Source organism: Sphingomonas sp. SUN019, from assembly GCF_024758705.1.
Lineage (GTDB): Bacteria > Pseudomonadota > Alphaproteobacteria > Sphingomonadales > Sphingomonadaceae > Sphingomonas.
This window is the reverse complement of record NZ_CP096971.1, coordinates 142,563-169,269: the sequence shown is the minus strand read 5'-3', so window position 1 is coordinate 169,269 and position 26,707 is coordinate 142,563. Positions and strand designations below refer to the sequence as shown.

Here is a 26,707-nt window from a genome sequence, read left to right as displayed (position 1 = left end):
TACCTCGCGTTTACGTGAACGTCAACCTGTGCAGAGCGACCTGTCGGTGGGATCGCGCAGCGCCGAAGCCTCCGACGGCGCGGTGCTGAGCCGTTCCGCATTCAGCGCAGCGAGCGACGCTCGCCCGGTGCACGCCCGCGTGCACGCCGCCGGAACGCTCGCCGGAAAGGTCAGCCGCGTCCCATCGAACCGCGCGGTCACACGACAATCGTCACCCAGATCGACCTTGAGCGTCTCCACGCCCGTCGCGGTCCCGCGCGCCACGCACCCCTGCCCCTCGCCATAATCGACGCTCGCCCCGATGGCGTACCCGCCGCCCGCCTTCGGCACGACGCACACGCGGTCGGTATCGGAGGCATAGGCCCCCGCCGGATCAAGCAGCTTCGGATCGGGCACGATCCCCGCCGCGATCGCCGCGGCCTCCAGCGACTGCCCCGCGCCCGCGGCCTGCGTCGCAGGCTCGACCGTCCGGTCGCACCCCGCCAGCAACAGCAGCAGCGTGACCCGCCTCAATCGACCCGCTCCAGCCCGTCCGCCCCGATCCGCCGGTAGAAGCAAGACCGCGCGCCGGTATGACAGGCCGGCCCCGCAGGCTCCGCAATCACCCAGATCGCATCCTGATCGCAATCCACGCGCAGCTCCACCACGCGCAAGACGTTCCCCGATTCCTCCCCCTTCCGCCACAACCGCCCCCGCGATCGCGACCAGAACGTCGCAAGGCCCGTGGCGCGCGTCGCCGCGAGCGCGTCGGCGTTCATATGCGCGAGCATCAGCACTTCGCCCGTCGCGACATCAGTTACGACCGCGGTGATGAGGCCAGCGGCGTCATATTTCGGATCGAGGTCGAGGCCGGTTTCGCGTGGGTCGGGCATGGCGCTTCGTACCCCGGATCGTCGGACGGGCACAACGCGTCATCCGGCAGAATGCCGATCGCTGTCGGTTGCAAGGTCGAGATGATATGCAAGGCGGATGGATCGGCGCGAAACCGACGGCGCGCGGGCGACCAAGACCATTGGGCGGATCCCGTGACAGTTGGGAGCAGGTCGGCCTGCGGCCTGGTGCTGGCCGCCTTCGCGATCGCCGCGTCCGCGCCGGGCGACGCGCCGAAGAAGGCGGCTGCACAGCCGAGACTCCCGCCGCTCCCCCCGGCCGTCATCGACAACACGCTCGCGATCGGGGGCGACGACATCGCCGCTCGAAAGGTCAGCACGCGAATGACGGTCGCCGCTCATGTCGATGGTCGGGGTCCGTTCCGCTTCGTCGTCGACAGCGGTGCGGATAGCTCGGCGGTCAGCCTGAGCACCGCACGGTCGCTGCGCCTGGCCGCAGGAACCCCCGTCATGTTGCACGGCATCACGGCCAGCAGCGTCGTCGACCGCGTGGTGGTCCCGACATTGGGCCTGGGTCAAAGCGTGATCCGGGATTTGCAACTGCCCGTGTTGCGGGACGACGATCTTGGCGCTGCAGGACTTCTCGGTATCGATGCGCTCGTCGAACAGCGCCTCATGATGGACTTTGAAAAGCGGGTCATCACGATCGAAGATGCGCGCCGACCCGCTCCGCGACTCGATGGCGAGATCGTCGTGACCGCCCGGCGGCAACGCGGTCAATTGATCCTCACGCAGGCCAGCGTCGCCGGTCGTCCGGTGGATGCGGTGATCGATACAGGCTCCGAAATAACAATCGGCAACCGCCTTCTCCGTGACCGGCTAGGCCGCGAAAGGAAGCTGGAGGAAATCGAGGTGACGGGCGTGACGGGCGTCACGATCAAGATGCCGATCTTGCGCCTCGCCGAGATCCGTGTCGGCTCGGTCGTCATCCGCAACGTCCCTATCGCATTCTTCGACGTTCCGCCCTTCGCTGTGTTCGGCCTGGACGACCGTCCCGCGATGTTGCTCGGCACCGACCTGATGGAAAAGTTTCGTCGCATCTCGCTGGATTTCCGGCACCGAAAGGTCCGGTTTCAGCTCAAACGATGCAAAGCGACCAGCATCATGGTCAGGACGACGGGTTTTGCATCGCGATTGTCCTCGATCGATCGAAGCAACGAGATTTGCCGAGACTAGCACCGCGGTAACAGGTGATCCGATCGTAGGGCTCAGGCACAATGCCGCTCGGCGGCGGTATGGCTGGCACCTTGCAGAATCCACTTTCCTACAACCCCATCCATCCAGCATATACTGCGCGATGACGCCCCCGCCCGCCCCTGCCGCCACCGACGATCCGCTCGTCTTCACCCCCGTCGCAACCACGACCGCGCGTCACGACGGCTGGACGCCCGATCGCCAGCGCGCCTTCGTCGCGATCCTCGCGTCGCACGGCGGGGTTTCGGCAGCGGCGCGTGCGGTAGGGATGACGCCGCAGACCGCACGTCGGCTCCGCGCGCGGCCCGATGCGGAAAGCTTCGCGCGCGCCTGGGATGCTGCGCTGTCGGAAGGACGGCTGCGCGCGCAGGATGAGGCTATGCGCCGCGGGCGAGAGGGTCATCTCGTCCCGGTCACCCGCGACGGCCGTGTCGTCGGTCACCGCCGCCGTCTCGACAACCGTCTGCTGTTCGCCGCCTGCTACGGTGAACCGATGTCGCGCTACGAACGCCTGTCCAAGGATGGGTGACCAAAGACCCGTGGAAATGTCGTTTTCCCGGAACCTTCGGAACCTTTGGCGACCGCGAATGGCCCTCACCGATGCCCGCGGATCGCCTTCACCAGCGCGGGCTTGTCCATCGTCGATCGTCCTTCGATGCCGATCTCGCGCGCTTCCTTCAGCAGATCGGCCTTCGTCCGGCCCTCCAGCTTGGTCGATCGGTGACTCAGCGTCCCCGCCGCCTTTGCGTTCGCGATCCGCGCCGCTTTCTCCTTCGATTCGCCTTGCCCGCGCAGTTTCTCGTACAGCTTGTCGTTCTTCACCGACGGTCCGTGATCCTTCGCCATCGCTGCCTCCCGGTGTGGAAACCGCAAAACGCATTGTTGCGACGGATCGCTCCCGCGGCTCCGTGACAATCCGGCGACAGTCGCTATATGCGGCCCGGCACGATGCGAGCCCCCACGCTTATGCTGACGACCAATCCGTTCGATGATGACAAACTGCGCGAGGAGTGCGGCATTTTCGGCGTGTCCGCGTCCGAGGGTGCAGCCGCGCTCGTCGCACTTGGCCTGCACGCGCTGCAGCACCGCGGGCAGGAGGCGGCCGGGATCACGACCTGGGACGGCGCGCACTTCCACACCCACCGCGCGATGGGCCATGTCGCCGGGAATTTCGACCGCGACGATATCATCCGCGCGCTGCCCGGCACGGTCGCCTGCGGTCACGTCCGCTATTCGACCACCGGCGAAACCGCGCTGCACAACGTCCAGCCGCTGTATGCCGAGCTGCAGACCGGCGGCTTTGCGGTGGCGCACAACGGCAACATCTCGAACGCGATGCGGCTGCGCAAGGAACTCGTCCGGCGCGGCTCGATCTTCCAGTCGACCAGCGATACCGAAACGATTATCCATCTGGTCGCGACCAGCAATTATCGCACCCTGCTCGATCGTTTCATCGACGCGCTGAAGCAGGTCGAGGGCGCCTATTCGCTGATCGTGATGACGCCGGAGGGGATGATCGCCTGTCGCGATCCGCTCGGCATCCGCCCGCTGGTGATGGGCAAGCTTGGCGATGCGGTGATCTTCGCGTCCGAAACCGTCGCGCTCGACGTCGTCGGCGCACAATTCGTCCGCTCGGTCGAGCCCGGCGAACTGGTGATCGTGCAGGGCAGCGAAATCCGCTCGATCCGCCCGTTCGCGCCGATGGCCGCGCGGCCCTGCATCTTCGAATGGGTGTATTTCTCGCGACCCGATTCGATCGTCGACGATCATTCGGTCTATTCGGTGCGCAAGGCGATCGGCGCGCAGCTGGCGATCGAAGCGCCAGTCGACGCCGATCTGGTCATCCCGGTGCCCGATTCGGGGGTGCCCGCCGCGATCGGTTATGCGCAGCAGAGCGGCATCCCGTTCGAACTCGGGATCATCCGCTCGCACTATGTCGGGCGCACCTTTATCCAGCCCAACAACGAAGTCCGCCACCTCGGCGTCAAGCTGAAGCACAACGCCAATCGTGCGCTGATCAAGGGCAAACGGGTCATCCTGATCGACGATTCGATCGTGCGCGGCACGACCAGTCTGAAGATCGTGCAGATGATGCACGATGCGGGCGCGGCGGAAGTGCATATGCGCATCGCATCGCCCCCGACCCGGCATTCGTGCTTCTACGGCGTCGACACGCCCGAACGTGCCAAGCTGCTCGCGGCGAAGCACGACGTTTCGGGGATGACCGATTTCATCCACGCCGACAGCCTGGCGTTTGTGTCGATCGACGGGCTTTACAAGGCGCTGGGCGAGCACGGCCGCGCCGACATCCGCCCGAAATATTGCGACGCCTGCTTCACCGGCGATTATCCGACGACGCTGACCGACCACGATGAAACCGCCGAGGTCGATCAGTTCGCGTTGCTCGCCGAACGCATGATCTGATCCAGGGTTCTTCCAATTTGACCAAGCCACTCGAGAATAAGCTCGCGCTCGTCACCGGCGCGAGCCGCGGCATCGGCGCCGCCACCGCCGTCGCGCTCGCCGCACAGGGCGCGCACGTCGTCCTGACCGCGCGCACCGCCAAGGCGCTAGAGGAGGTCGAGGAGACGATCTTCGACGCCGGCGGCTCCGCGACCATCGCCCCGCTCGATCTGGCCGAAAACGAAGCGATCGCCCGGCTGGCGACCGCGATCGGCGAGCGCTGGCAAGCGCTCGACGTGATGGTGATGAATGCCGGAATGCTGGGCACCCTGTCCGCCGTCCCTGCGATCGACGCGAAGGAATTCGCCTCGATCCTGACGCTCAACGTGTCGGCGCAACAGGCGCTGATCGCGGCGTTCGATCCGATGTTTCGGCGATCGGCGGGCGCACGCGTGATCGGGATAACCTCGTCGGTCGGCCGCACCCCGCGCGCGTACTGGGGTGCATATGGCGCATCGAAGGCCGCGTTCGAGACGCTGCTGTCGGCTTACGGCGACGAAATGGCCGAGATCAGCAAGATCCGCACCGCGATCCTCGACCCCGGCGCGACCCGCACGAAGATGCGCGCCCGCGCCTATCCCGGTGAAGACCCCGCGTCGGTAAAGCCCCCCGAAACCGTCGCCGCCCGCATCGTGGCGCTGGCGATCGACGGCTTCGAAGCTGGCCACACCGAGCGGGTCGACGCGTAGGCGGTTACTTCCCCTTCGCCGCCGCGAACAACCGGTCGACGAACGCCAGCCGCGCCCGGCCCAGATCGGGATCGGTCGCCTTCGGCCAAGCACTGACGATCGCCACGACGGTCTTCGTCGCCGGATCGACCGTGACGCTCTGCCCGAAAATGCCCTGCCCGCCGAACCGGCCCTGCGGATAGGTCCACCATTGGTAACCGTATCCGAACCCCGGCCGCCCCGTCTGCGCCTGCGCCTTGGTCGCATCGGCGAACCAGCCGACCGGCACGATCCCCGGCCCGCCCTCCAGCGCCAACTGCCCCATCCGCGCATAGTCGCGCAAGCTGACCGACAGGCAGCACCCGGCCACCTCGCGCCCCGCCGGATCGGTCATCCAGAACGCATCGCGCTCCATGCCGTAACGCTTCCACACGACCTCGCTGAGATAGGTCGCCAGCGGCTTCTTGACCGCATTGCCAACCAGCACCCCGATCAGATTCGTCTCGCCGGTCTTGTACACCCACTTCGCCCCCGGGGCGGCCTCTCGCGGCAACGTCTTCATATAGGCGACGGTCGGGTCCATGCCCGCCGGAACCGCGGCGGAGAACATCCGCGCCACGTCGGATTGCGGATCGGTGTAGTCCTCGTTCCACTTCACGCCCGACGTCATCGTCAGCAACTGCGCGATCGACACGCCATCATAGGCGCTGCCCGCAAGCTCCGGGATATATTGGGTGACCGGTTCGTCGACCGACTTGATGAAGCCGTCACGGATCGCCGCGCCGACCAATGTCGAGGTGAACGACTTCGCGACCGAAAAGCTGGTCCAGCGCCCCTCACGCGTCAGACCGCGGGCGTATCGTTCCAGCCGCACCGATCCGTTCTGCACCACGATCAGTCCCGCCAAGTTGTTCGCGGCGATATACGCATCGATCTCCGCCGCAGGCACGGGCAGCGGCAGGCCGATCGGCAGCGGCGTGACGCGCTTGCCCGCCTTCACGACATGCCCGGGGAAGACGGTTTCCATCGCGGGGAAATTGCGGTCGCGCTGTTCCTGCGTCCAGAACAGTACGTCTGCGCCGACCAGCTGCAGTTTCGCGCGATTCGCCTCCGTGACCGGCACGCCCGTCGTTTCGGTCGCCGGCGCAGTGGCGCATCCCGCCAGCAACGCCGCCGTCAACAGCGCAAATGTCCGAACCATCTCGACCCCCGTTATCTTGTCAGCGTGACCTGCAACACGTCGATCCCGCCCCCGCGGAACCCGCCTTCGCAGTACATCAGGTAATAGCGCCACAACGCGACGAAACGTAAGTCGAATCGGGCTGGTAGGCGGCGTTCTTTCACCGCCGCGTCAAAGCGCGCGCGCCATCGAAGCAGCGTTTCGGCATAGTCGAGCCCAAAAACGCGGGCGTCTGTCCACACGAACCCTTCCGCTTCTGCAATTGCGCGAAAGCGGCTTTCCGAGATCAGCATCCCGCCGGGAAAAACGTAGCGCTGGATGAAATCGACATTGCGCGCGTAGGCCGGAAACACGTCATCGGCGATCGTGATCAGCTGGATCGCAGCGCGGCCACCTGGCTTCAAAACGCGCGCGATACTTTGCAGATAAGCGCGCCAATAATCCTGCCCGACCGCCTCGACCATCTCGACGCTGGCGACCGCGTCGTAACGCCCAGTTATGTCGCGGTAGTCAGTGATTGCGACGGTCACGGGCAGTTGCGCGCATCGTGCCGTAACGAAGCGCTCCTGTTCGGCGGATAGCGTGATCGCGTGGACTTTCGCGCCCGCCTTCGCCGCCGCTTCGGCGAACGATCCCCAGCCGCACCCGATCTCGAGCAGCGTGTCGCCCGGCTTCACGCCGATCCGCTGGACGATCGCCGCCAGCTTGCGGCGCTGCGCCGTTTCGAGCGGTTCATCGTCATCGAACATCGCGCTGGAATAGGTCAGTGTCGGGTCGAGCCATTCGGCGTAGAAATCGTTGCCGAGATCGTAATGCGCCGCGACGTTGCGCTTCGCTCCGCCGCGATGATTGCGCCGCAGCCAATGCCAGCCTCGCACTCCGATCCGCGCCACCAATTTCGCACGCGCCACGTCCCCCAACGTGCGGCGGTTGCGCATGAACAGGTCGAAGATCGGCACGGGATCGGGGCTGGTCCAGTCGCCCGCCGCCCAGCCCTCATACCAGCCGACCGACCCGCCGCTCACCAGCCGCAGGATCGCGCGCCAGCGAACGATACGGATGATCGCCAGCGGCCCCTCTCCGCGACCGCCGAGCAATCGGCGCGTGCCGTCGGGCAGGATCGCGTCGATCGCGCCCGCCGTCAGCCCGGCGTCGATCCGGTCGAGGATGCGGTGAAACACGGGCGCGACGATACGCGCCGTACCGCTGCCGCTGCGTCGCAGCTCGATTCCCCCCATCTCGTTCATCGCGCGTGCTTCTGCACGGTGCGGCATGCGAGGGAAAGACCTGTCAGCGCGCCTTTTCGCCCGCCGCCAGCGCGCGTTCGCGTGCTTCGCGGTGGCCGATGATCTTGGGAGGATAGTCCTGCGGGCGGCACCCCGCCGCCTCGGGATCATGGATCGCGTCGCCGCGCACGTCTTTCAAATCGGGCACCCAGCGGCGGATATAGTCGCCCGCATCGAACTTCTCCGACTGAACCAGCGGCGCCATGATCCGCCCGAACATATTCGAATCGACGCCCGTCCCCGCGACCCACTGCCAATTCACCGCGTTGTTGCCATAGTCGGCGTCGACCAACGTATCCCAGAACCATCGCTCCCCCTCCCGCCAGTCGATCAACAGATGCTTGATGAGGAACGACGCGGCGATCATCCGCACGCGATTGTGCATCCAGCCGGTCGCCCATAGCTGACGCATCCCGGCGTCGACGATCGGATAGCCGGTGCGGCCCTGTTTCCATGCCTTCAGGTCCGCGAGCGAGCGACGCCACGGCAGATTGTCGAACTTCTTACGGCCGTTCTCGTCGGCGTATTTCGGCATCGTCAGGATGACGCCGCGGGTGAAATCGCGCCATGCGAGTTCCTTGCGGAAAGTGATGTGACTGGTGCTGCGGCCCGGCAGCGCGTGCCACACCTGCCGCGGTGAGATTTCACCGAAATGGAGGTGCGGCGACAGGCGTGACGAGCCTTCGATCGACGGCATGTTGCGGTCGTGGTCGTAGTTGCCAACGGAACCATCGAACGCCTTCAGCGCCGCGCTCGCGCCTTCTTCGCCAGGCGTCCAGTCTTCGAAGCCCTTCGACCAGTCCGGCTTTGTCGGCAGCAGAGCCCATGACGTCAGATTATCGCTTTTCGACCATTTGTCCGGCGCGGGAATGGACCGCGGCATCGCCAGCGGTTCCTCGGGCGGCATTGTCTGCGACAATGCCTTCCAGAACGACGAGTAGATCTTGAACTGCCCGCCGGAGCCGGTGGTGACGTCCTCGATCCGGGCAAGGTGATTGCCGTCGTGGAGACAGAGCGCATCGCCCAGCGCCTCTTCCGCCTCACGCCACCATGGTTCGTAGTGCCGGATCGCGTGGATACGAGTCGCGCCGGTTTCCTTCATCAGCGCCGTGAGTTCAGCCACGCTCTTGCCGCGACGCAGGATCAGGCGGCTGCCCTTGTCGTCCAGTGCCTTACCCAAGGCGGTCAGCGTATGGTGCAGCCACCAGCGTTGCGCCGCGCCGATGCGCCAGTCGCCCGGCGCGTCGTCGTCGAGAATATAGACCGGAACGACCGGGCCTTCGTGCGCCGCGGCGATGAGGGCGGGTTGGTCTTGGAGGCGCAGGTCCTGGCGGAGCCAGAGGAGGACGGTGTCGGACATAGCGTGCGTTACGCCTGCCGACCCCGCCGGTTCCTCAATCGACGCGCGGCCGCTTCTCGACCATCCAAGTCTGCCCCTTGCTGAGCAGCTTCTGCAGGTCCGGCTTCTTGCCTTCGCTCGCCTTGCGGTTCTGCTCGACGACCGCGCTTTCGAAGGTCGGGGCGGGATCGTCGAAGATCACGCCGAGCGCCATCGGGAACGCGCCGCCGGGCATTTCGACCAGCATATGCGCCAGGCCGCGATTGGTCTGGTCGTGGACGATCACGTCCGCCGCCTGCCAGTCGCCGTCGGTCACATCGACGACCTTCAGCACCAGGCGCGCGTGGTCCATCGTCAGGCCCTTGGTGCCGCCGTCGAACAGCAACGGCTTGCCGTGTTCAACCCACAATTGGTTCGCAGCCGCGTTGGGCTTGGCCGTGAAGGGCGCGAAGACGTCATCGTTGTAGACGATGCAATTCTGGAAGATTTCGACGAAGCCGGTGCCTTTGTGTGCGTGCGCCGCTTTCAGGACGCTGCCGAGATTCTTATGCACGTCGATCCCGCGGGCGACGAACCTGGCCTGCGCACCGAGCGCGAAGGCGCAGGGGTTGGCGGGGCGATCGACCGAGCCGAATGGGGTAGAGGGGCTTTGCGTGCCGACGCGCGATGTGGGGGAATATTGCCCCTTCGTAAGGCCGTAGATCTCGTTGTTGAACAGCAGCACCTGACAATCGAGATTCCGGCGGATCAGGTGCATCGTGTGATTGCCGCCGATCGACAGCGCGTCGCCGTCGCCGGTGATGATCCACACGTCGAGTTCGGGATTGGCGAGCTTCACGCCCGTAGCGACCGCCGGCGCGCGGCCGTGGATCGTATGGAAGCCGTAGGTTTCCATGTAATATGGAAAGCGCGAGGAGCAGCCGATGCCGCTGACGAACACGGTCTTCGCGGGGTCCGCGCCGATTTCGGGCATCGTGCGCTGCACCGCCTTCAGCACGGCGTAATCACCGCAGCCGGGGCACCAGCGGACTTCCTGATCGGTCTCCCAATCCTTGGGAGTCGATTTACGGATCGGGGTCATGTCGTTCATGGATTTACGGCCTCGGGGCTCGGCAATTGGGTGTCGCTGGCGGGGACGTCGCCGCCGATGTCGCCGTCGATGTTGTCGAAGTATGCGCCGATCGCCCCTTCGATCTCGGCGATCATGAAGGGTTGGCCGGTCACCTTGTTCAACGGCTTGGCGTCGACCAGGAACTGATCGCGGAGCAGGGTTTTCAGCTGGCCGGTATTCATCTCCGGTACGAGGATGTTGTCGTAACCCTTCAGCAACGCGCCCAGATTCGCGGGCATGGGCCAGATGTGACGAATGTGGATGTGGCTGACGTCGTGGCCGCGGCGGCGCATCCGGCGTACCGCCTGATGGATCGGGCCGAAGGTCGATCCCCAGCCGACGACCGCCAGCCTTCCGCCCGCTTCGCCGTGCTCGATCGCCTGATCGGGGACGCGGATGTTGGCGATCTTGTCCTGACGGATGGTCGTCATGGCCTGATGGTTGGCGGGTGAATAGTCGATGTTGCCGGTGCCGACCGCTTTCTCGATCCCGCCGATGCGGTGGAGCAGCCCCGGCGTGCCGGGCTTCACCCACGGCCGCGCGAGTTTTTCGTCACGCGCATAGGGCAGGAAGCCGCCCTCGGGCGCTTCCTCCAGGAATTTCACCGGGAACGGCTCGAACGTATCGGCGTCGGGGACTTTCCACGGTTCGGCGGCGTTCGCGATATAGCCGTCGGTCAGGATCATCACCGGCGTCATGTACTGAACCGCGATCCGCACCGCCTCGATCGCGACTTCGAACGCATCGGCGGGGGAGCGTGCGGAGATGACGGGCATCGGCGCGTCGCCGTTGCGGCCATAGACCGCCTGATACAGGTCGGATTGCTCGGTCTTGGTCGGCAGGCCGGTCGACGGCCCGCCGCGCTGCGAATTGACGATGACCAGCGGCAATTCGGTCATGATCGCCAGGCCCATCGCCTCACCCTTCAGCGCGATGCCAGGACCGGACGACGACGTGACGCCAAGCTGCCCGGCGTAGGACGCGCCGATCGCGCTGGCGATCGCGGCGATCTCGTCCTCCGCCTGGAAGGTCGTGATGCCATATTCCTTCAGGCGGCTCAGGTGATGCAGGATCGCCGACGCAGGCGTGATCGGGTATCCGCCGAAGAACATCGGCAGACCCGCCAATTGCGCGCCCGCGACCAGCCCCAGGCTGATCGATTCAGCGCCGGTCACAGTCCGCCATAGGCCCGGTTCGGCCGGTGCCGCGGCGACGTGATGCTGCTTCATCGGCCCGGCAAGCTCGGCGGTTTCGCCGTAGGCATGACCCGCATTCAGCGCGGCGATATTCGCCTCCGCCAACGTCGGCGCCTTCGCGAACTTCGCCTTCAGCCAGTCGACGATCGGCTGACGGTCACGGTCGAACATCCAGAGCGCAAGGCCCAGCGTCCACATGTTCTTGCAGCGCAAAGCCTCTTTGTTGCCCAGCCCGAACGGCTTCACGGCATCCAAGGTAAGCTGCGAGATATTAAGCGTGAGTAATTGCCAACGCGACAGACTGCCGTCCTGTAGCGGATTGGCGTCATACTTGGCCTTGGCGAGATTGCGCTCGCCGAACTCGCCCTCATCCGCGATGATCAGGCCGCCGGGACGAAGCGCCTCGACATTGGTCTTCAATGCCGCCGGATTCATCGCGACCAGCACGTCGGGTTCGTCGCCCGCGGTCTCGATCAGCGTCGACCCGAAGTTGATCTGGAACGCCGACACCCCGAACAACGTGCCCTGCGGCGCGCGGATTTCGGCCGGAAAATCGGGGAAGGTCGCCAGGTCGTTGCCGGTCAGCGCGGTCGACAGCGTGAACTGGCCCCCGGTCAACTGCATCCCGTCGCCGGAATCCCCCGCGAAACGCACGACGATCGACTCTGCGGGTGGGTTGGCGGACGCCTCTGCGGGCGTCACTTCATGGGCGGCGGTCGCCATTCAAACAACTTCCTGTCGGACTATTACACGCGCCCCTCTATGCCCGGGGGGCCTGCGAACCAACGTAGAATGATATCACCCCGCTGCAACCGTTGCTTTCGCGAAGGTGTCACCGAGCCGCAGGATCACGGCGACATGGCGGCGCGCGATGGCGAGCGTGTCGTCGCCGTATCCGCCGCCGACCGTACTGGCGAGCGGGATGCGCCGGTCGATCGCCAGCCGCGCCACCAGCAGGTCGCGCCGCGCCAGTCCGTCGTCGGTCAGCGCGAGGCGGCCAAGCCGGTCGCCGGCATAGGGATCGACCCCGCCCTGATAGAGGATGATGTCGGGCCGCACCTCATCTAGCAGCGGCGTCAGCGTGCGTTCAAGCGCGGCGCAATAGTCATCGTCGCCGACGCCATCGGGCAGGCCCACATCGAGCGTGGAGCGCGCCTTTCGGGTCGGGAAATTCTTTTCGGCATGGATCGAATAGGTCGCGATCCCCGCCCGCCCCGCGGTCAATGCCGCCGTGCCGTCGCCCTGATGAACATCGCAGTCGATGATCAGCACGCGCATGCCCTGCTCCTCGGCCAGTCGCACCGCGGCGAGCGCGAGGTCGTTGAACACGCAGTAACCGGCACCGGTATCGGCCAGCGCGTGATGGCTGCCGCCTGCGCTGTTCGCGGCAAAGCCGAAGGAGAGTGCGAGCCGCGCGGCGAGCCACGTCCCGCCCGGCACCATCGCCGCGCGTTCGGCGACAGCGCGGGTGACGGGAAAGCCTATGCGGCGCTCCTTGGCCGGCGGCACCGCCGCGGACAGCACTTCATCGACATAGGCCGGGTCATGGACCGCCTCCAGCCACAGTCGCGGAATAGCCTCGGGGACGTGCCAGACGATCCGTTCGCGTTCGTCGAGCAACAGGTCGCGGATCGCGCCGTTCTTGCCCCAGCGATATGTGCTGCGCGCGGGCGGCGGCGTGACGTAAAGCGGATGGTGGACGACCCGGATCATCGCGCTAAGGTAGGTAGCAAAGACGAACCGAGGAGAGCAGGCATGACCGACACGATGATCGAACGTCCCGCGACCGACAAGGCTGCCGACGGCCCCTTTATCCGCCCCGACGTGCGCGGCTTTCTGGATTATCTGGCGAGCGTGCCCGGCCCGAAGACGCATGAGATGGATGCGGGCAGCGCGCGGGCGATGTATCTGGCGATGAAGGACGTCGCCGATCCGCCGGTCGGAACGCTCGGCACGATCAAGGATCTGACGATCCCGAGCCCCGACGGCGATATCAAGGCGCGGCTGTTCGATCCGCGCGAGACGCGGGAGCCGGGGCCGGTCGTCGTATTCTTCCACGGCGGCGGGTTCGTGATCGGCGATATCGACACACACGCCAGCTTCACCGCGGAAATGGCGCGGCAGCTCGACCTGCCGGTGGTGTCGGTCGATTATCGCCTGGCGCCCGAACATCGCTGGCCCGCCGCGCCGCAGGATTGCGAGGTTGCTGCACGCTGGGTCGCGACCAGTCCGGCCGAGCTGGGACGGACCGCGACCGCACTGGTGCTGTCGGGCGACAGCGCGGGCGGCACGCTGACGATCACCACCGCCATGTCGCTGCGCGACGACGCCGCACGGGTGCCGGTGATCGTGCAGGCGCCGATGTATCCCGCGGCGGACATGGCGAAGGAATATCCGTCGTTCGCCGATTTCGCGGACGGTTATCTGCTGACGCGCGAAACGATGATCTGGTTCGCCGATCACTATCAGGCGGAGTTCGCCGATTTCCGCGGATCGCCGATGGTGGGCGATCTGGTCGGCCTGCCCCCCGCGGTGATCGTGACCGCCAGCCTGGACCCGATCCGCGACCAGGGCCGCGCCTATGCCGCGGCGCTGGTGCTGGCGGGCGTGCCGGTGACGTTCCGCGAGGCGGTGGGGAACATCCACGGCTTCATCACGCTGCGGCAGGCGATCCCGTCGAGCCAGGGCGATGTCGCGGCGTATCTGTCGGCGGTGAAGTCGGCGGTGGTCGAGGCCGAGGCACAGCGCGTGATGGCGCAGGCGGCGGGGTGACCGACCTTCCCTACCGCCCTTGCGCGGGCGTCATGCTGATCAACCGCGCGGGAAAGGTCTTCGTCGGGCAGCGGATCGATGCGACACTGGAGGCGTGGCAGATGCCGCAGGGCGGGATCGATCCGGGCGAGGACGCGCTGACCGCGGCGATCCGCGAACTGGGCGAGGAGGCGGGCGTGGCGCCCGAACACCTCGAACTGATCGCCGAAGCGCCCGAGGAACTGACCTACGATTTGCCGCCCGAGATGATCGGCAAGGTCTGGAAGGGGAAATACCGCGGGCAGCGGCAGCGCTGGTTCCTGTTCCGCTTCCTGGGCGAGGATGCGGACGTGAACATCGCGACCTCGCATCCCGAATTTCGCGCGTGGCGCTGGTCCGACCCCGCCGACCTGCCGCGCATGATCGTGCCGTTCAAGCGAACGCTGTACGAACAGGTGCTGGCAGGCTTTTCGGCTCATCTCGGCTAGGCCACGATTGACCGCTGGGGCCGGGTAAGCGGTTCCATCGCGGACTCCATTGGCGTTAAGCGCACCCGATGCGTCGCTTGCTGCTCCTGTTCGCCCCGATGCTGCTCGCGAATGGCGCGCTCACATCCGATCCGCCCGAAATCCCCGCTCCGATCCGCGCGATGCTCGACGCGGCGATCGCATCCGGCAACGAGGGAGATGTCGCGACGGTCGTGAAGCTCGCCCGGTCGGCTGATCCAGCGAGCGGCGATGCGGTCGCCGCCGTCGCCGCGACATGGCTGGCGACGCGCGCGAAGGAGCGCGATTCGACTATCCGGCAGGCCGGCGCGTTCGATCTGTGGCGCGGACGGGCGGAACTGGGCGGCTATATGTCGACCGGCAACACCGACACGTCGGGCGCGACTGCGGTGATCGACCTGACGCGCGAAGGGCTGAACTGGCGGCATAAATTGCGCGCGCAGGGCGATTATCAGCGCAACGCCGGGATCACGAACCGCGAATATCTGCTGGTCGCGTACGAACCCAATCTCAAGGTCGACGACCGGCGCTACGTCTATGGCGCGGCGCAGTTCGAAACCGACCGGTTCTTTGGCTATACGCAGCGTTATTCGGCGTCGGCCGGCGCGGGATATAGCGCGATCAAATCGCCCGCGGTGACGCTGAACCTGGAGCTTGGCCCGGCGTATCGCTACACCCACTTCACCGACGACAATGTCGAAAGCAGCCTGGCCGCGCGCGGCAGCGTCGATTTCGACTGGAAACTGTCGCCGGGACTGACGCTGCGGCAGGATGCGTCGGCCTATGTACAGCGGTTCAATTCGACGATCAGCAGCACGTCGGCGCTGGCGGCGCGCGTGATCGGGCCACTCTCCGCGCAATTTTCCTACACCGTCCAATATGAGAGCGAGCCGCCGATCGGGCGCGTATCGACCGATACCGTCAGCCGCGCGTCGCTGGTCTATACCTTCTAGGGGGTGTATCATCCGATACCAGATTCGCGCTAGGGACGCGCGATGCAGGGGATGACGAACAACGAGCGCGCCGCGATCGAGCGCGCTAGCGCTGCGCCGATGCTGGCGAATGTGCGGGACTGGGCGGCGATCAACAGCGGGACCGGGAATATCGCGGGCCTTGCCGCGGTCGCCGGTCGGCTGGCGGGTGCGTTTTCCGTGTTGCCGGGCGAGTTGCGGCTGATCGAACCCGCCGCGGTCGAGCGCGTTGGGTTGGATGGCGCGGTTTCCGAGATCGAGCATGGCAAGCATCTGCATCTGTCGGTGCGGCCGGATGCGGCGCGGCGAATGCTGTTCACCGGGCATATGGATACGGTCTATCCGGACGATCATCCGTTTCAGGCGCTGACCGATCGGCCTGACGGTACGATAAACGGGCCAGGCGTCGCGGACATGAAGGGAGGGCTGGCGGTGATGCTGGCTGCGCTGGAGGCGGTCGAAGCGGCGAGCACGGCGATCGGCTATGATGTGCTGATCAATTCGGACGAGGAGACGGGTTCGTTCTCGTCCGCCGCCCTGCTGGCCGAGGTCTCCCGCGGGAAGGTTGCCGCGCTGACCTACGAACCTGCGCTGCCCGACGGTACGCTGGCGGGCGCGCGCGGAGGCACGGGGAATTTCTCGATCGTGATCCGCGGGCGCGCCGCGCACGCCGGGCGCAACCCGGAGGATGGGCGCAACGCGATCCTCGCGGCGGCCGATCTGGCGCTGCGGCTGGAGAATGCGAAGGGGCCGCGCCTCGCGGTCAATCCGGCGCGGATCGACGGCGGCGGCCCGAACAATGTCGTGCCCGATCTGGCAGTGCTGCGGGTGAATTTTCGTCCCGCGACGCTCGACGAGATTACGCGGGCGAAGGCGCATATCGACGCCGCGGTCGCGATGGTCGCCGCGGCGCGCGACGTGAATATCGAGGTGCACGGCGGGTTCAACCGACCACCCAAGCCGATCGATGCGGGGGCCGAAAAACTGTTCGCGCTGGTCAAGGCGAGCGGCGCGGACCTTGGCCTCGACATCGCATGGCGCGCGACCGGGGGGGTGTGCGACGGCAACAACATCGCCGCGGCGGGCGTGCCGGTGGTCGACACGATGGGCGCGCGTGGCGGGGCGATCCATTCGGCGGACGAATTCCTGATCGTCGACAGTCTGCCCGAACGCGCCGGGCTCTCCGCGCTGACCATATTACGTATCGCCGAAGGGGCAATCTGAGTGACGTTCGTGATCCGCGCCGCGCATGACGGCGACCTGCCCCACCTCTATGAAATGGCGAAGCTGACCGGCGGCGGTTTCACCAACCTGCCGCCCGATCGCAAGGCGCTGTCGGCCAAGCTGGAGCGCAGCCATGCGGCGTTCGAACGGCAAGGCGGGCCGATCGAGGACGAACTGTTCGTCCTGATCCTGGAGAACAGCGCGACCGGCGAGGTGCGCGGCACGTGCCAGATTTTCACCGAAGTCGGACGGCGCAACCCGTTCTACAGCTACCGCATCAGCACGCTGGCGCAGCACAGTAAGGAACTCGACCGGACGTTCCGCGCCGAGATGCTGGCGCTGACCACCGACCTGGAGGGATGCAGCGAGGTCGGCGGGCTGTTCCTGCATCCGGGCGAGCGCGCCGGTGGTCTGGGGCTGTTGCTCGCGCGCAGCCGGTATCTGTTCATCCGTGCGCACCGGGCGCGGTTCGCCGACCGTATCCTGGCCGAGCTGCGGGGCGTGATCGACGAAGCGGGCGGGTCGCCGTTCTGGGACGGACTGGCGGGGCGGTTCTTCGGTATGAATTTCCAGGATGCGGATCAGTTCAACGCGATCCACGGGCACCAGTTCATCGCCGATCTGATGCCGAAACACCCGATCTACACCGCGATGCTGTCCGAAGGCGCGCGCGCCGCGATCGGCCTGCCGCATCCGTCGGGCCGCGCGGCCATGCGAATGCTGGAGAATGAGGGCTTCGCGTTCGATGGCTATGTCGACATTTTCGACGGCGGGCCGACGATGACCGCCAAGACCGACGCGGTGAAGACGATCCGCGACACGCGCGAGGCGAGCGTCGTGGCGATCGATCGCGACGGCGGGGATCAGGCATTGGTCGCGACGGGAATGCTGGCCGACTTCCGCTGCGCTTACGGCCTCGTCCGGCCGGTCGGCGATCAGGTGGTGATCGACCATGAATGCGCGGCGCTACTGGGCGTGCGCGAGGATGCCGCGGTCAGTTACGTGGTGCGCGTCTGATGCTGGTCGAGATCAACTTCGACGGGATCGTCGGGCCGAGCCATAATTATGCCGGCCTCAGCCCCGGCAACCTCGCCGCGACGAAGAACGCCGGGCAGACCGCGCACCCGCGCGCGGCGGCGTTGCAGGGCATCGCCAAGATGCGCGCGAATATCGCGCTGGGGCTGACGCAGGGCATCCTGCTCCCCCACCCCCGCCCCGATCATGCGTGGCTGGGCACGCTGCATACCGATTACGCGTCGGCCGCATCGCATCTACAGGCGCGCGCGCTGTCGGCGTCGGCGATGTGGGCGGCGAATGCTGCAACCGTCTCGCCCGCCCCTGACACCGTCGACGGGCGCTGCCACTTGACCGTCGCCAATCTGGTGACGATGCCGCACCGCAGCCACGAATGGCCCGCGACGCTGGCGCAGCTTCGCCTAGCCTTTTCCGACCCGGCGTTCGTGGTTCACGCGCCCGTCCCTGCCCCGTTCGGCGACGAGGGTGCGGCAAACCATATGCGGCTGGCGGCATCGCATGACGCGACCGGGATCGAGGTGTTCGTTTACGGCGTCTCGGGCGGCCCCTTCCCTGCACGCCAACATCTCGACGCCAGCGAGGCGATCGCGCGCGGGCACCGGCTGTCGCCCGACCGTACCTTGTTCGTACAGCAGTCCGACGCGGCGATCGCGGCAGGGGCGTTCCACAACGACGTCGTCGCGGTGGCGAACGAACGCACGTTGTTCGCGCACGAGCTGGCCTTCGCCGACCGCGACGGTTTCTATGCCCGGTTGCGCGCGGCGATGCCCGAGGTCGAGATCGTCGAAGTGCCCGCCGATCGCGTCAGCTTGGCGGACGCAATCCAGTCCTATCTGTTCAATGCGCAGCTTGTAACGGCCGCTGGCGGTGTCCAGACGTTGGTCGTCCCCGGGGAAACGCGCGACAATCCGCGCGTCTGGGCATGGTTGCAGGAACATCTGGCGGGCAACGGCCCGATCCGCGCGGTCGAGGTGGTCGATGTGCGCGAATCGATGGCCAATGGCGGCGGCCCGGCGTGCCTCAGACTGCGCGTGGTGGCCGATCCTGCGACGGTCGACCCGCGCTTCATCGTCGATGCCGCCGCGCTGGACGGGGTTGCGGGCATCATCGACACATATTGGCCGAAGGCGATCGCTTTCGATGCGATCGGCGATCCCGCTCTGGTCGCGCAGGTCGAGGTTGCGCGTCGCGCGCTGCTCGAACACCTGAAAATCGTCGAGTTAATTTACAGCTAACCACGTTCCTTGACGCGAAAGCCGCGGAAATCGCGGGCTGGCGCGGTATTTGCGTAAATTACGTCATGTGGACCCGCATCGCCCGCCTCTTCACGATCAAGACGAAGTTTGAGGCCTTTCTGGTCATTTACGGCCTGGGATTGGGCGCTACCGAGCGCGGCGTTCACTATCTTCGCGACTATCCCGGCGTTGGTGGCTGGCTCCTCTTCGCAGCCTGTCCGGTCGCGGTGGTCATGGCCGGCGCGCGCATTCTCGATTCGATCGAACGCGGGCGGGATTGATGGTTTGTTGCGCTGCGGCGAAACGACTGACGGCAGCGACGAACTGAGACTGATATAACATATCTGCATTGATACGATGTAACATCGTCTCTACGGCTCCTCGTAAGGTTCGAGGAGTGAAAAATGAAATCCCTGTATGTCGGTAGCGCGTTGATCGCGCTGGTTGGCGCGATGCCGGTCATGGCGCAGCCGATGGCCGACGCGCCTGTCACCATCGAAGGCGATCCGGTTCGGACCTCGGATCGCGCCACATCCGGACGCGAAGTGATCGTCACCGCGCCGGTACAGCGCAGTGAGAGCGACGTGTTGCAGGGCACATCAGTGCTGACCGGGCAGGAGCTGACCCGCCAGTTGCGCCCGACGATCGGCGAAACCCTCGCCCGTTTGCCCGGGGTATCGGCGACGTCGTTCGGCCCCAGCGCATCGCGCCCCGTTCTGCGCGGCTTCCAGGGCGACCGCATCCGCGTGCTGACCGACGGCATCGGCGCGATCGACGTGTCCAACACCTCGGTCGACCACGCGGTCGTCATCGATCCGTTGCTCGCCGAGCGCGTCGAGGTGCTGCGTGGTCCCGCCGCTTTGCTGTTCGGCACATCCGCAGTCGGCGGCGTCGTCAACGTGATCGACACGCGCATCCCGCGCACAGTGCCCGAGAACGGCTATCGCCTGAGCGGCATCGCCAATTACGGGTCGGCCGCCAACGAACGCTCGGGCGGCGCGGCGGCGGACGTCGCGCTGGGCGACAAGTTCGTCATCCACGCCGATGGATCGTATCTGAAGGCCGATGATCTGCGCACCGGCGGCTTCATCCTTTCACGACAAGCGCGCGCCGCGGCGCTGGCCGCCGCCGGCCAGCCGCAGGATCCCGACGCCGAGCCGATCGACTTCGCAGGCTCAGCGGCGCTGCGCGGCAAGCTGCCCAATTCGGCGGCGGAGACGTGGACCGCTGGTGTCGGCGCGGCGCTGATCACCGACGGCGGTTCGCTTGGCCTGTCGTACAGCCACTATGACAGCCTGTACGGCATCCCGATCCGCTACGCGACTGAAGTGGGTCAGGAACAGGAAGCGCCACGGCTCGACCTGGTGCAGAATCGCTTCGATCTGCGCGGCGAGGTGAAGACCGGCGGCGGGTTCCTCGACACGATCCGCTTGCGCGCAGGCTATGCGAACTATCGCCATTTCGAGCTGGAAGAAAATGGCGAGGTCGGCACCGCCTTCTACAACAAGGGGTTGGAGGGTCGCGTCGAGGCGGTGCAGGCCAAGCGCGGCGCATGGAGCGGCGCAAGCGGCGCGCAATATTTCAGCCGTCAGTTCGATGTCGAGGGCGAGGAGGCGTTCCTGCCGCGCAACGACACCGAACAGGTCGGCGTCTTCACGCTGCAGCAGCTAGAGCTGGGCGGGTTCAAGGCCGAGGGCGGCTTGCGCTACGAAAACACGCGGCTGTCGGCGCAGACGCCCAGCGGCGATCTGCGCTTTTTCCAGGGCGAGCGCGTATTCGATACGCTGTCGGGGTCGGTTGGCGCATCCTATGGTCTGGCGCCCGATGTCCGTATCGGCCTGAATGCGTCGCGCACGTCGCGTGCGCCATCGGCCGAGGAATTGTTCTCGAACGGCGCGCACGCGGGCACGCAATCCTACGAGCTCGGCAACCCCAATTTCCGAACCGAGAAGTCGTGGGGACTTGAAGCGACGCTGCACGCGCACGGCGACGGCTTCAGCTTCGACGGGTCGGCCTATTACAATTGGTTCAACGACTTCATCTACGAATCGCAGGTCGGTCAGGGCGTTTGCGAAGCCGCCGCCGCGCCGTCGGGGCGCGAGGTGGATCTGCCGTGCTTCCAGTTCAACCAGGCGAAAGCGCGATACTGGGGACTGGAAGCCGACGCATCGGTGCGGCTGGCGACGATCGGCAGCTATGCGATCAACGCCGACGTCATCGGCGACTATGTCCGCGCGACGATCGTCGACGGCGGCCCCGTCCCGCGCATTCCGCCGCTGCGATTGCTCGGCGGGCTGGAGGCGCAAAGCGAGCGCACCAGCGCGCGGGTCGAGGTGGAGCACGCCTTCGAGCAGGACCGCGTCGCCGATTTCGAAACGACGACGCCGGGCTGGACGATGGTCAATGCCTCCGCATCGTTCCAGCCGTTCGCGGACAATCCGAAGACCAGCATCCTGGTGTCGGCGAACAACATCTTCGACGTGGAGGCGCGCCGCGCCGCCAGCGTGCTGAAGGACTTCGCACCGCTCGCCGGCCGCGACATCCGCGTGACGTTACGCGTCGGCATCTGAAGGCTCGACGAGCGGGGGCTCGGGAGGCCGTCCATGCCGCAAGGCGTGGGCGGCCTTCGCCGTTTTCGGGTCACGCGCCAATCCGTGCCGCTGGGCGCGGAGAGGTAGCGATGACGATGTGGAAAAGTGGCGCACCCGGAGCGATTCGAACGCCCGACCCTCAGATTCGTAGTCTGATGCTCTATCCAGCTGAGCTACGGGTGCGCAATGGAGGTGGGCTGATAGAAGGCGGTTCCAGTTTGTGCAAGCGCGTTGCGCGTACTTTCTTCGGCCCCTACGGCTTTTTTCCGATGAAACGATTTATCGCCCCCTTCGCCCTGCCGATCCTGATCGCCGCGTGCGCGTCACCCGGCGAATATCCGTCGCTGTTGCCGCGCGGCGCCGAGCGTGCCGGGTTCGAGGAGCCTGCGCCCCCGCCGCCCGTCGCGGCCGCCCCCGACCCGGCGCTTGATGCACGGATCGCTACCGTGCGGCAGAAGTCGACTGATGCGGCCGGGCGTTTCGACGCCGCGGCGACCAAGGCCGGGCAGACGGTTCGAGCCGCGCGCGGGGCGGCGGCGGGCAGCGATGCGTGGCTGGATGCGCAGACCGCGCTGGCCGGTCTGGACGTGCTGCGCGCAGAAACGTTGGAGGAGCTGACGGATCTGGAGCAACTGGCGTCGGAGCGCGCGCTGGCGCTGACCGCGGAATACCCCGCGCTCAATGCGGCGATCGCGGCGGCGCGGACGGCGGCGGACGAGCAGGCGAAGCGGATCGCGGCGTTGCAGGCGATGCTGACGCCAGCCTAGAATTTCAACAATGGTAGGATGCTGGCGTGGTCGTCGGTCCACGGGCTGACGCCATCGTGCTTGCCGAGCTTGCGCCAATCGCCGCGCCCCTGGCCGAGCGTCGCGATGACGGCGGGATCGCGCGACAGGATGATCCACTGCGAACTCGACCCCGATTCGTCGAGATCGGAGGGCTGGTGCAGCAACGTCAGGCCATGCCAGCTGCCGGCCCGCGCCGCCGCCGCGACGACCGGCTCCAGATCGAGAAAGCGGTTCGAGATGTGCACCGCAAGCACGCCGCGCGGCGATAGCGTGCGCCCGTACACTGCGAACGCCTCGCGCGTCAGCAGGTGGATCGGCACCGAGTCCGACGAGAAGGCGTCGAGCGTGAGAATGTCGAGCGAGGTCAAGCGCGCCTTCTCCAGCGAAAGCCGCGCATCGCCGATCTCGATTCTAGCGTCGGGCAAGCAGCGCGACAGAAACCGGAAACGCTGCGGATCACGCGCGATCGCCACCACCTCGGGATCAATTTCGTAGAAGCGCCAGTCCTGACCCGGCTTGGCATAGCAAGCGAGCGTTCCCGTCCCCAGGCCGACGACGCCGATCCGCGCGGCCGGGCCATACAGCGCGGTTGCGGCCGTCATCACCTGACCGACACCCGATGCGGGCACGTAGTAAGTCGTCGGCATCCGCTCACGCGCGGGCGACCCAAGCAGTTCGATACCGTGGACCGTCGTCCCATGCGCCAGAACGCGACGGCGGACGTTTTCGGACAGGGTGTAGACCCCGAAATAGCTTCGCGTCCGCGTGTCGACGTCGAGCGAGATCACCGCCGAGCGCAGACCGCCAAACAAGGCGATCGCGGTGCCCAGCACGATCAGATACCCATGCCGCGCCCCGACCGTCGCCAGGCCGATCAGCGCGATCGCGACGAAGGTGATCGTGTTCTTCTCGTCGCCAAACAATTCCCGCGGCCCGGCGACGCGCAGGAACAGCAGCGCCAGCATCGCGATGACGACGATCGCAAGCGCCGGGATGCCGCGCCCCGCGTGCCACCACGCGCGGACGTGACGCGTCAGATAGACTTGCGGGACCATCGCGCCGCCCGCGAAGATCAGCAGCGGATATTCCCACGTCCAGTCGAACGCGATCGGCGCGATCAGCCCGGCGAACACGCCGCCCAACGCGCCGCCGACGGCCATCGCCAAGTAGAAGCCGGTCAATCGCGCCGGTTCGGGACGGATTCGGTAAAGCGCGGTGTGGAGCGCGACCGACGCCATGAACAGCAAAGCGAGCGCGAGGAACGCGCCGAGCAAGGGCGTCTCGGGGAAGCCAGCGATCATGATGCCGCCGAACAGCAGGATCGTGATCGGTGCGACGCGGGTCAGCAGTTCCGGCACCGACCGGTCGACCGCGAAGGCCACGCTGAAGCTGAGCAGGTACAGGCCGAGCGGAAGCACCCACAGCAGCGGCATCGCGACGATGTCGGTCGTGATGTAGGTCGACGTCGCGAGCATCAGGCCCGAGGGTACAAACGACAGCGCGATCCACGTAGCGACGCGGCGCAGGGTCGGCGCGGCTTCGGTCGGAGCCGCTTCGATCGTTGCGGCGCGCGGCAGGCGTCGCGCGAGATGCGCGATCAGCACGATCAGCGCGAGATAGCCCGCGGTCCACATCCAACGCTGGCCGTGGACCGCGATCCACGGCTCGACCAGCAAAGGGTAGGCGATCAGCCCGGCGAAGCTGCCGAGATTCGACGCGGCGTAAAGACGGTAGGGGTCTTCGCCGGGATAGCGGCTGGCGAACCAGCGCTGGATCAGCGGGGCCTGCGCGGCGACCGCGACGAATAGCGGGCCAATCGACAGCGCGAGCAGCCATGGCACCCACAAGGCGGGGGTGACGCCCGCGGGCAGCGTCCAGGCGAAGACGCCGATCGGCAACCACAACATCGCGACCGCCAGCAGGATCAGGTGAACCGCCGCCTGCCGCCGCGGCGTCATCCGCCCGATCGCATGGGCGTAGGCGTAGCCGCCGAGCAGCAACGCCTGATAGACCAGCATCGCCGAATTCCACACCGCGGGCGCGCCGCCCAGCCGCGGCAGCGCGATCCGCGCGATCATCGGCTGGACCAGGAACAGCAGGAACGACCCGAGCAGAATCGTCGCGACGAACGCGCCGCGCCCCGCCTCCTTCGACATGGCTTCGCTCACTCGGGCCGCGCGATCGAATAGATCATGTGCCGCCGCAACGGATCGCCTTCGGGCACCGCGGGATGATCGAAATCGCCGTCCGCGACGCGCGTCATGGCGAGCCGGATCATCAGGCCCCAACTGGCGGTGTTGGCGAGCACGGTGATCGCGACGACGTGCGGCCAATCGGTCGCAGCCCAGGCGCAGTCGAGGCAGGCTTGCGCAGCCTCACGCGCATAGCCCTGACCCCAGGCATGCCGCGCGAGCCGCCAGCCGATCTCAGGCTGATCGGCGATCGGGGTGTTCGCCGGGCCGGGCTTGATGCCGCAGAAGCCGAGGAACGCGCCATCAGCACGGCGCTCGACCGCCCAGAAGCACGATCCGTAGTCATCGGCTACCGCATTCTGCCGCGCGACCGTGGCCTGCGCATCGGACAGGCTCATCGGCGGGCCGAGGTACCGCATGACCTCCGCATCCTGCCCCATCGCATGGAACGGCGCGGCGTCGGCGTCGCGCCAGCGGCGCATGATCAGGCGCGGCGTTTCGATCATGGGCGGGCGATGCGGTAGGTGACGGTGTCGCGCCGCGGATCGTCGCCGGGGAATTGCGAGTGCGAGAAATCCAGCGCCGGTTCGTGCATCATGCCCAGCCGCTCCATCAAGCCGCGGCTCTTGGCGTTCTGCCGCGCGGTGATCGCGACGATCGCATCGTCGGTTCGGTTAGCCCAGGCCCAGGCGATGCTGGCCGCCGCCGCCTCCCGCGCATAGCCGACACCCCAGCAGTCCGCGGCGAGCATCCAGCCGATCTCCAGCATCCCGTCGATCGGCGTATCGGGCGCGCCCGGTTTCAGGCCGCAGAAACCGATCGCCGCGCCGTCGCTGCGGCGTTCGACGATCCAGAACCCCAGCGGCGCATACCCCGCATGCCGCGCGATCGCCGCGTCGCTGTCGGCGGCGGTCTTCACCGGGCCGAGGTCGGCCATGACGCGCGGGTCGGCCCACATCGCGTGCAGCGCATCGCGGTCGCGCGGCTCCGGCGCGCGCAGGATCAGCCGTTCGGTTTCGATCATGCGTTCAGCAACCGCGCCGCATGCGCCGCATGATAGGTCAGCACCCCCGAACAACCCGCACGTTTGAACGCCATCAGCGTTTCCAGCACCATCGGATCGCGCTCCGCCGCGCCAGCCGCCACCGCGGCCTCGATCATCGCATATTCGCCCGACACCTGGTACGCGAATACAGGTACTTCGAAGGCGTCTTTCACACGTCGTACGATATCGAGATATGGCAGGCCCGGCTTGACCATCACGCTATCGGCACCCTCGGACAGGTCCAGCCCGACCTCGCGGATCGCCTCCTCGGCATTCGCCGGATCCATCTGATAGGTCTTCTTGTCGCCCTTCAGCAGTTCGCGCGATCCAACCGCGTCGCGGAACGGGCCGTAGAAGGCCGAGGCGTATTTCGCGGCATAGGCCATGATCTGGACATTGTGATGCCCCGCCCCTTCCAGCGCGTCGCGAACCCGGCCGATGCGCCCGTCCATCATGTCCGACGGCGCGATGATGTCCGCCCCCGCCCCCGCCTGATTGAGCGCCTGCCCCACCAGCACCTCGACCGTTGCGTCGTTCATCACGTACCCGCGGTCGTCGACCAGACCGTCATGGCCGTGCGCAGTGTACGGGTCGAGCGCGACGTCGGTCAGCACGCCGATCTCCGGCGCCGCATCCTTGATCGCGCGAATGGCGCGGCACATCAGATTGTCGGGATTCAGCGCCTCGCGCCCGTCGTCGGTGCGCAGGTTCGGTTGCGTGTTCGGGAACAGCGCGACGCACGGGATGCCGAGGTCGCGCGCCTCCTTCGCACGCGCCACGATCCCGTCGACCGACCAGCGCGATACGCCCGGCAGGCTGGCGATCGGCTCCTCCACGCCCTGCCCGTCGCTGATGAAAAGCGGCCAGATCAGGTCGGCGGGCGTCAGCACCGTTTCGGCATATAGGCGGCGGCTCCACGCGGCGGCGCGGGTGCGGCGGAGGCGTAGCGCTGGATAAGGGGCGTGCATGGCACGACTTTTGGGCCACGCCTTCGTCACAGGCAAGCGTTACGGGTCCGAAACCGATGAAGGAGCGTTGTGCC

26 protein-coding genes and 1 tRNA gene are annotated in these 26,707 nt (G+C 66.6%); 13 read left to right on the top strand and 14 right to left on the bottom strand.

What is annotated here, in order from left to right; all coding sequences use genetic code 11:
- Positions 1 to 21: 21 nt before the first annotated feature.
- On the bottom strand, positions 22 to 513 hold the full coding sequence (locus M0208_RS00840) for a hypothetical protein (RefSeq protein WP_258889857.1): 492 nt from the start codon (positions 511 to 513) through the stop codon (positions 22 to 24).
- Complete coding sequence (hisI, locus tag M0208_RS00835; protein ID WP_258889856.1) at positions 510 to 872, bottom strand: phosphoribosyl-AMP cyclohydrolase; 363 nt, start codon at positions 870 to 872, stop codon at positions 510 to 512. The genes M0208_RS00840 and hisI overlap by 4 nt, the downstream gene beginning before the upstream one ends.
- Before the next feature lie 342 nt (positions 873 to 1,214).
- Between hisI and M0208_RS00830 the strand changes: the two genes are divergently transcribed.
- Both M0208_RS00830 and M0208_RS00825 read left to right on the top strand, forming a co-directional pair.
- Positions 1,215 to 2,066, top strand: a complete 852-nt coding sequence (locus tag M0208_RS00830; RefSeq protein ID WP_258889855.1) for a retroviral-like aspartic protease family protein — start codon at positions 1,215 to 1,217, stop codon at positions 2,064 to 2,066.
- 121 nt (positions 2,067 to 2,187) lie between these two features.
- The gene (locus M0208_RS00825) at positions 2,188 to 2,613 is read left to right on the top strand and encodes a hypothetical protein (RefSeq protein ID WP_258889854.1); all 426 of its coding nucleotides are present in this window, start codon (positions 2,188 to 2,190) and stop codon (positions 2,611 to 2,613) included.
- 65 nt (positions 2,614 to 2,678) lie between these two features.
- Here M0208_RS00825 and M0208_RS00820 read toward each other — a convergent pair whose 3' ends face one another.
- Positions 2,679 to 2,930: a Rho termination factor gene (locus tag M0208_RS00820; protein WP_258889853.1), complete on the bottom strand. Its 252-nt coding sequence runs from the start codon at positions 2,928 to 2,930 to the stop codon at positions 2,679 to 2,681.
- A 120-nt stretch (positions 2,931 to 3,050) separates the two neighbouring features.
- Here M0208_RS00820 and purF point away from each other — a divergent pair, with 120 nt between their 5' ends.
- Positions 3,051 to 4,508, top strand: coding sequence for an amidophosphoribosyltransferase (purF, locus tag M0208_RS00815; RefSeq protein WP_258893133.1), 1,458 nt, complete (start codon positions 3,051 to 3,053; stop codon positions 4,506 to 4,508).
- 17 nt (positions 4,509 to 4,525) lie between these two features.
- Positions 4,526 to 5,236 (top strand): SDR family NAD(P)-dependent oxidoreductase, encoded by a 711-nt coding sequence (locus M0208_RS00810; protein ID WP_258889852.1) that lies wholly within the window; start codon positions 4,526 to 4,528, stop codon positions 5,234 to 5,236.
- Positions 5,237 to 5,240: 4 nt separating this feature from the next.
- On the opposite strand, the gene M0208_RS00805 is transcribed toward M0208_RS00810, so the two are convergent.
- The 6 genes from M0208_RS00805 to M0208_RS00780 form a co-directional block, all read right to left on the bottom strand.
- The gene (locus M0208_RS00805; RefSeq protein ID WP_258889851.1) at positions 5,241 to 6,416 is read right to left on the bottom strand and encodes a serine hydrolase; all 1,176 of its coding nucleotides are present in this window, start codon (positions 6,414 to 6,416) and stop codon (positions 5,241 to 5,243) included.
- An 11-nt stretch (positions 6,417 to 6,427) separates the two neighbouring features.
- On the bottom strand, positions 6,428 to 7,633 hold the full coding sequence (locus tag M0208_RS00800) for a cyclopropane-fatty-acyl-phospholipid synthase family protein (RefSeq protein ID WP_258893132.1): 1,206 nt from the start codon (positions 7,631 to 7,633) through the stop codon (positions 6,428 to 6,430).
- A 52-nt stretch (positions 7,634 to 7,685) separates the two neighbouring features.
- Positions 7,686 to 9,041 carry a deoxyribodipyrimidine photo-lyase gene (locus M0208_RS00795; RefSeq protein WP_258889850.1) on the bottom strand — a complete coding sequence of 452 codons (1,356 nt, stop codon included), beginning with the start codon at positions 9,039 to 9,041 and terminating at the stop codon, positions 7,686 to 7,688.
- Between the two features lie 34 nt (positions 9,042 to 9,075).
- Complete coding sequence (locus M0208_RS00790; RefSeq protein WP_258889849.1) at positions 9,076 to 10,110, bottom strand: 2-oxoacid:ferredoxin oxidoreductase subunit beta; 1,035 nt, start codon at positions 10,108 to 10,110, stop codon at positions 9,076 to 9,078.
- Complete coding sequence (locus M0208_RS00785) at positions 10,107 to 12,050, bottom strand: 2-oxoacid:acceptor oxidoreductase subunit alpha (RefSeq protein ID WP_258889848.1); 1,944 nt, start codon at positions 12,048 to 12,050, stop codon at positions 10,107 to 10,109. Before M0208_RS00785 ends, M0208_RS00790 begins: the two co-directional genes overlap by 4 nt.
- Before the next feature lie 75 nt (positions 12,051 to 12,125).
- Positions 12,126 to 13,040: a histone deacetylase gene (locus M0208_RS00780; protein WP_258889847.1), complete on the bottom strand. Its 915-nt coding sequence runs from the start codon at positions 13,038 to 13,040 to the stop codon at positions 12,126 to 12,128.
- 42 nt (positions 13,041 to 13,082) lie between these two features.
- Between M0208_RS00780 and M0208_RS00775 the strand changes: the two genes are divergently transcribed.
- The 8 genes from M0208_RS00775 to M0208_RS00740 all read left to right on the top strand — a co-directional run bounded on the left by M0208_RS00775 (position 13,083) and on the right by M0208_RS00740 (position 21,619).
- Entirely contained in the window at positions 13,083 to 14,099 is a 1,017-nt protein-coding gene (locus M0208_RS00775) for an alpha/beta hydrolase (protein ID WP_258889846.1), read from the top strand.
- Positions 14,096 to 14,566, top strand: coding sequence for an RNA pyrophosphohydrolase (locus M0208_RS00770; protein ID WP_258889845.1), 471 nt, complete (start codon positions 14,096 to 14,098; stop codon positions 14,564 to 14,566). Before M0208_RS00775 ends, M0208_RS00770 begins: the two co-directional genes overlap by 4 nt.
- Positions 14,567 to 14,634: 68 nt before the next feature.
- Positions 14,635 to 15,537 (top strand): YdiY family protein, encoded by a 903-nt coding sequence (locus M0208_RS00765; protein ID WP_258889844.1) that lies wholly within the window; start codon positions 14,635 to 14,637, stop codon positions 15,535 to 15,537.
- Positions 15,538 to 15,579: 42 nt separating this feature from the next.
- Positions 15,580 to 16,779, top strand: coding sequence for a hydrolase (locus tag M0208_RS00760; protein ID WP_258889843.1), 1,200 nt, complete (start codon positions 15,580 to 15,582; stop codon positions 16,777 to 16,779).
- Positions 16,780 to 17,796, top strand: a complete 1,017-nt coding sequence (locus tag M0208_RS00755; protein WP_258889842.1) for an arginine N-succinyltransferase — start codon at positions 16,780 to 16,782, stop codon at positions 17,794 to 17,796.
- Positions 17,796 to 19,049 (top strand): N-succinylarginine dihydrolase, encoded by a 1,254-nt coding sequence (locus tag M0208_RS00750; RefSeq protein WP_258889841.1) that lies wholly within the window; start codon positions 17,796 to 17,798, stop codon positions 19,047 to 19,049. Before M0208_RS00755 ends, M0208_RS00750 begins: the two co-directional genes overlap by 1 nt.
- A 65-nt stretch (positions 19,050 to 19,114) precedes the next feature.
- Positions 19,115 to 19,330: a hypothetical protein gene (locus tag M0208_RS00745; RefSeq protein ID WP_258889840.1), complete on the top strand. Its 216-nt coding sequence runs from the start codon at positions 19,115 to 19,117 to the stop codon at positions 19,328 to 19,330.
- Between the two features lie 123 nt (positions 19,331 to 19,453).
- Complete coding sequence (locus tag M0208_RS00740; protein ID WP_258889839.1) at positions 19,454 to 21,619, top strand: TonB-dependent receptor; 2,166 nt, start codon at positions 19,454 to 19,456, stop codon at positions 21,617 to 21,619.
- Between the two features lie 127 nt (positions 21,620 to 21,746).
- Here M0208_RS00740 and M0208_RS00735 read toward each other — a convergent pair.
- A tRNA-Arg gene (locus M0208_RS00735) sits at positions 21,747 to 21,823 on the bottom strand.
- Between the two features lie 86 nt (positions 21,824 to 21,909).
- Here M0208_RS00735 and M0208_RS00730 point away from each other — a divergent pair.
- Positions 21,910 to 22,407 (top strand): hypothetical protein, encoded by a 498-nt coding sequence (locus M0208_RS00730; protein WP_258889838.1) that lies wholly within the window; start codon positions 21,910 to 21,912, stop codon positions 22,405 to 22,407.
- Here the strand turns inward: M0208_RS00730 and M0208_RS00725 are convergent.
- The 4 genes from M0208_RS00725 to hemB are packed head-to-tail and all read right to left on the bottom strand — an operon-like array spanning position 22,404 to position 26,633.
- A complete protein-coding gene (locus M0208_RS00725) occupies positions 22,404 to 24,584 on the bottom strand; it encodes a fused MFS/spermidine synthase (protein WP_258893131.1) in 2,181 nt (726 codons plus the stop codon). The genes M0208_RS00730 and M0208_RS00725 overlap by 4 nt on opposite strands.
- An 8-nt stretch (positions 24,585 to 24,592) precedes the next feature.
- Positions 24,593 to 25,126 (bottom strand): GNAT family N-acetyltransferase, encoded by a 534-nt coding sequence (locus tag M0208_RS00720; RefSeq protein ID WP_258889837.1) that lies wholly within the window; start codon positions 25,124 to 25,126, stop codon positions 24,593 to 24,595.
- Positions 25,123 to 25,644 (bottom strand): GNAT family N-acetyltransferase, encoded by a 522-nt coding sequence (locus tag M0208_RS00715; RefSeq protein WP_258889836.1) that lies wholly within the window; start codon positions 25,642 to 25,644, stop codon positions 25,123 to 25,125. The genes M0208_RS00720 and M0208_RS00715 overlap by 4 nt, the downstream gene beginning before the upstream one ends.
- Complete coding sequence (gene hemB / locus M0208_RS00710) at positions 25,641 to 26,633, bottom strand: porphobilinogen synthase (RefSeq protein WP_258889835.1); 993 nt, start codon at positions 26,631 to 26,633, stop codon at positions 25,641 to 25,643. The genes M0208_RS00715 and hemB overlap by 4 nt, the downstream gene beginning before the upstream one ends.
- Positions 26,634 to 26,707: the final 74 nt, after the last annotated feature.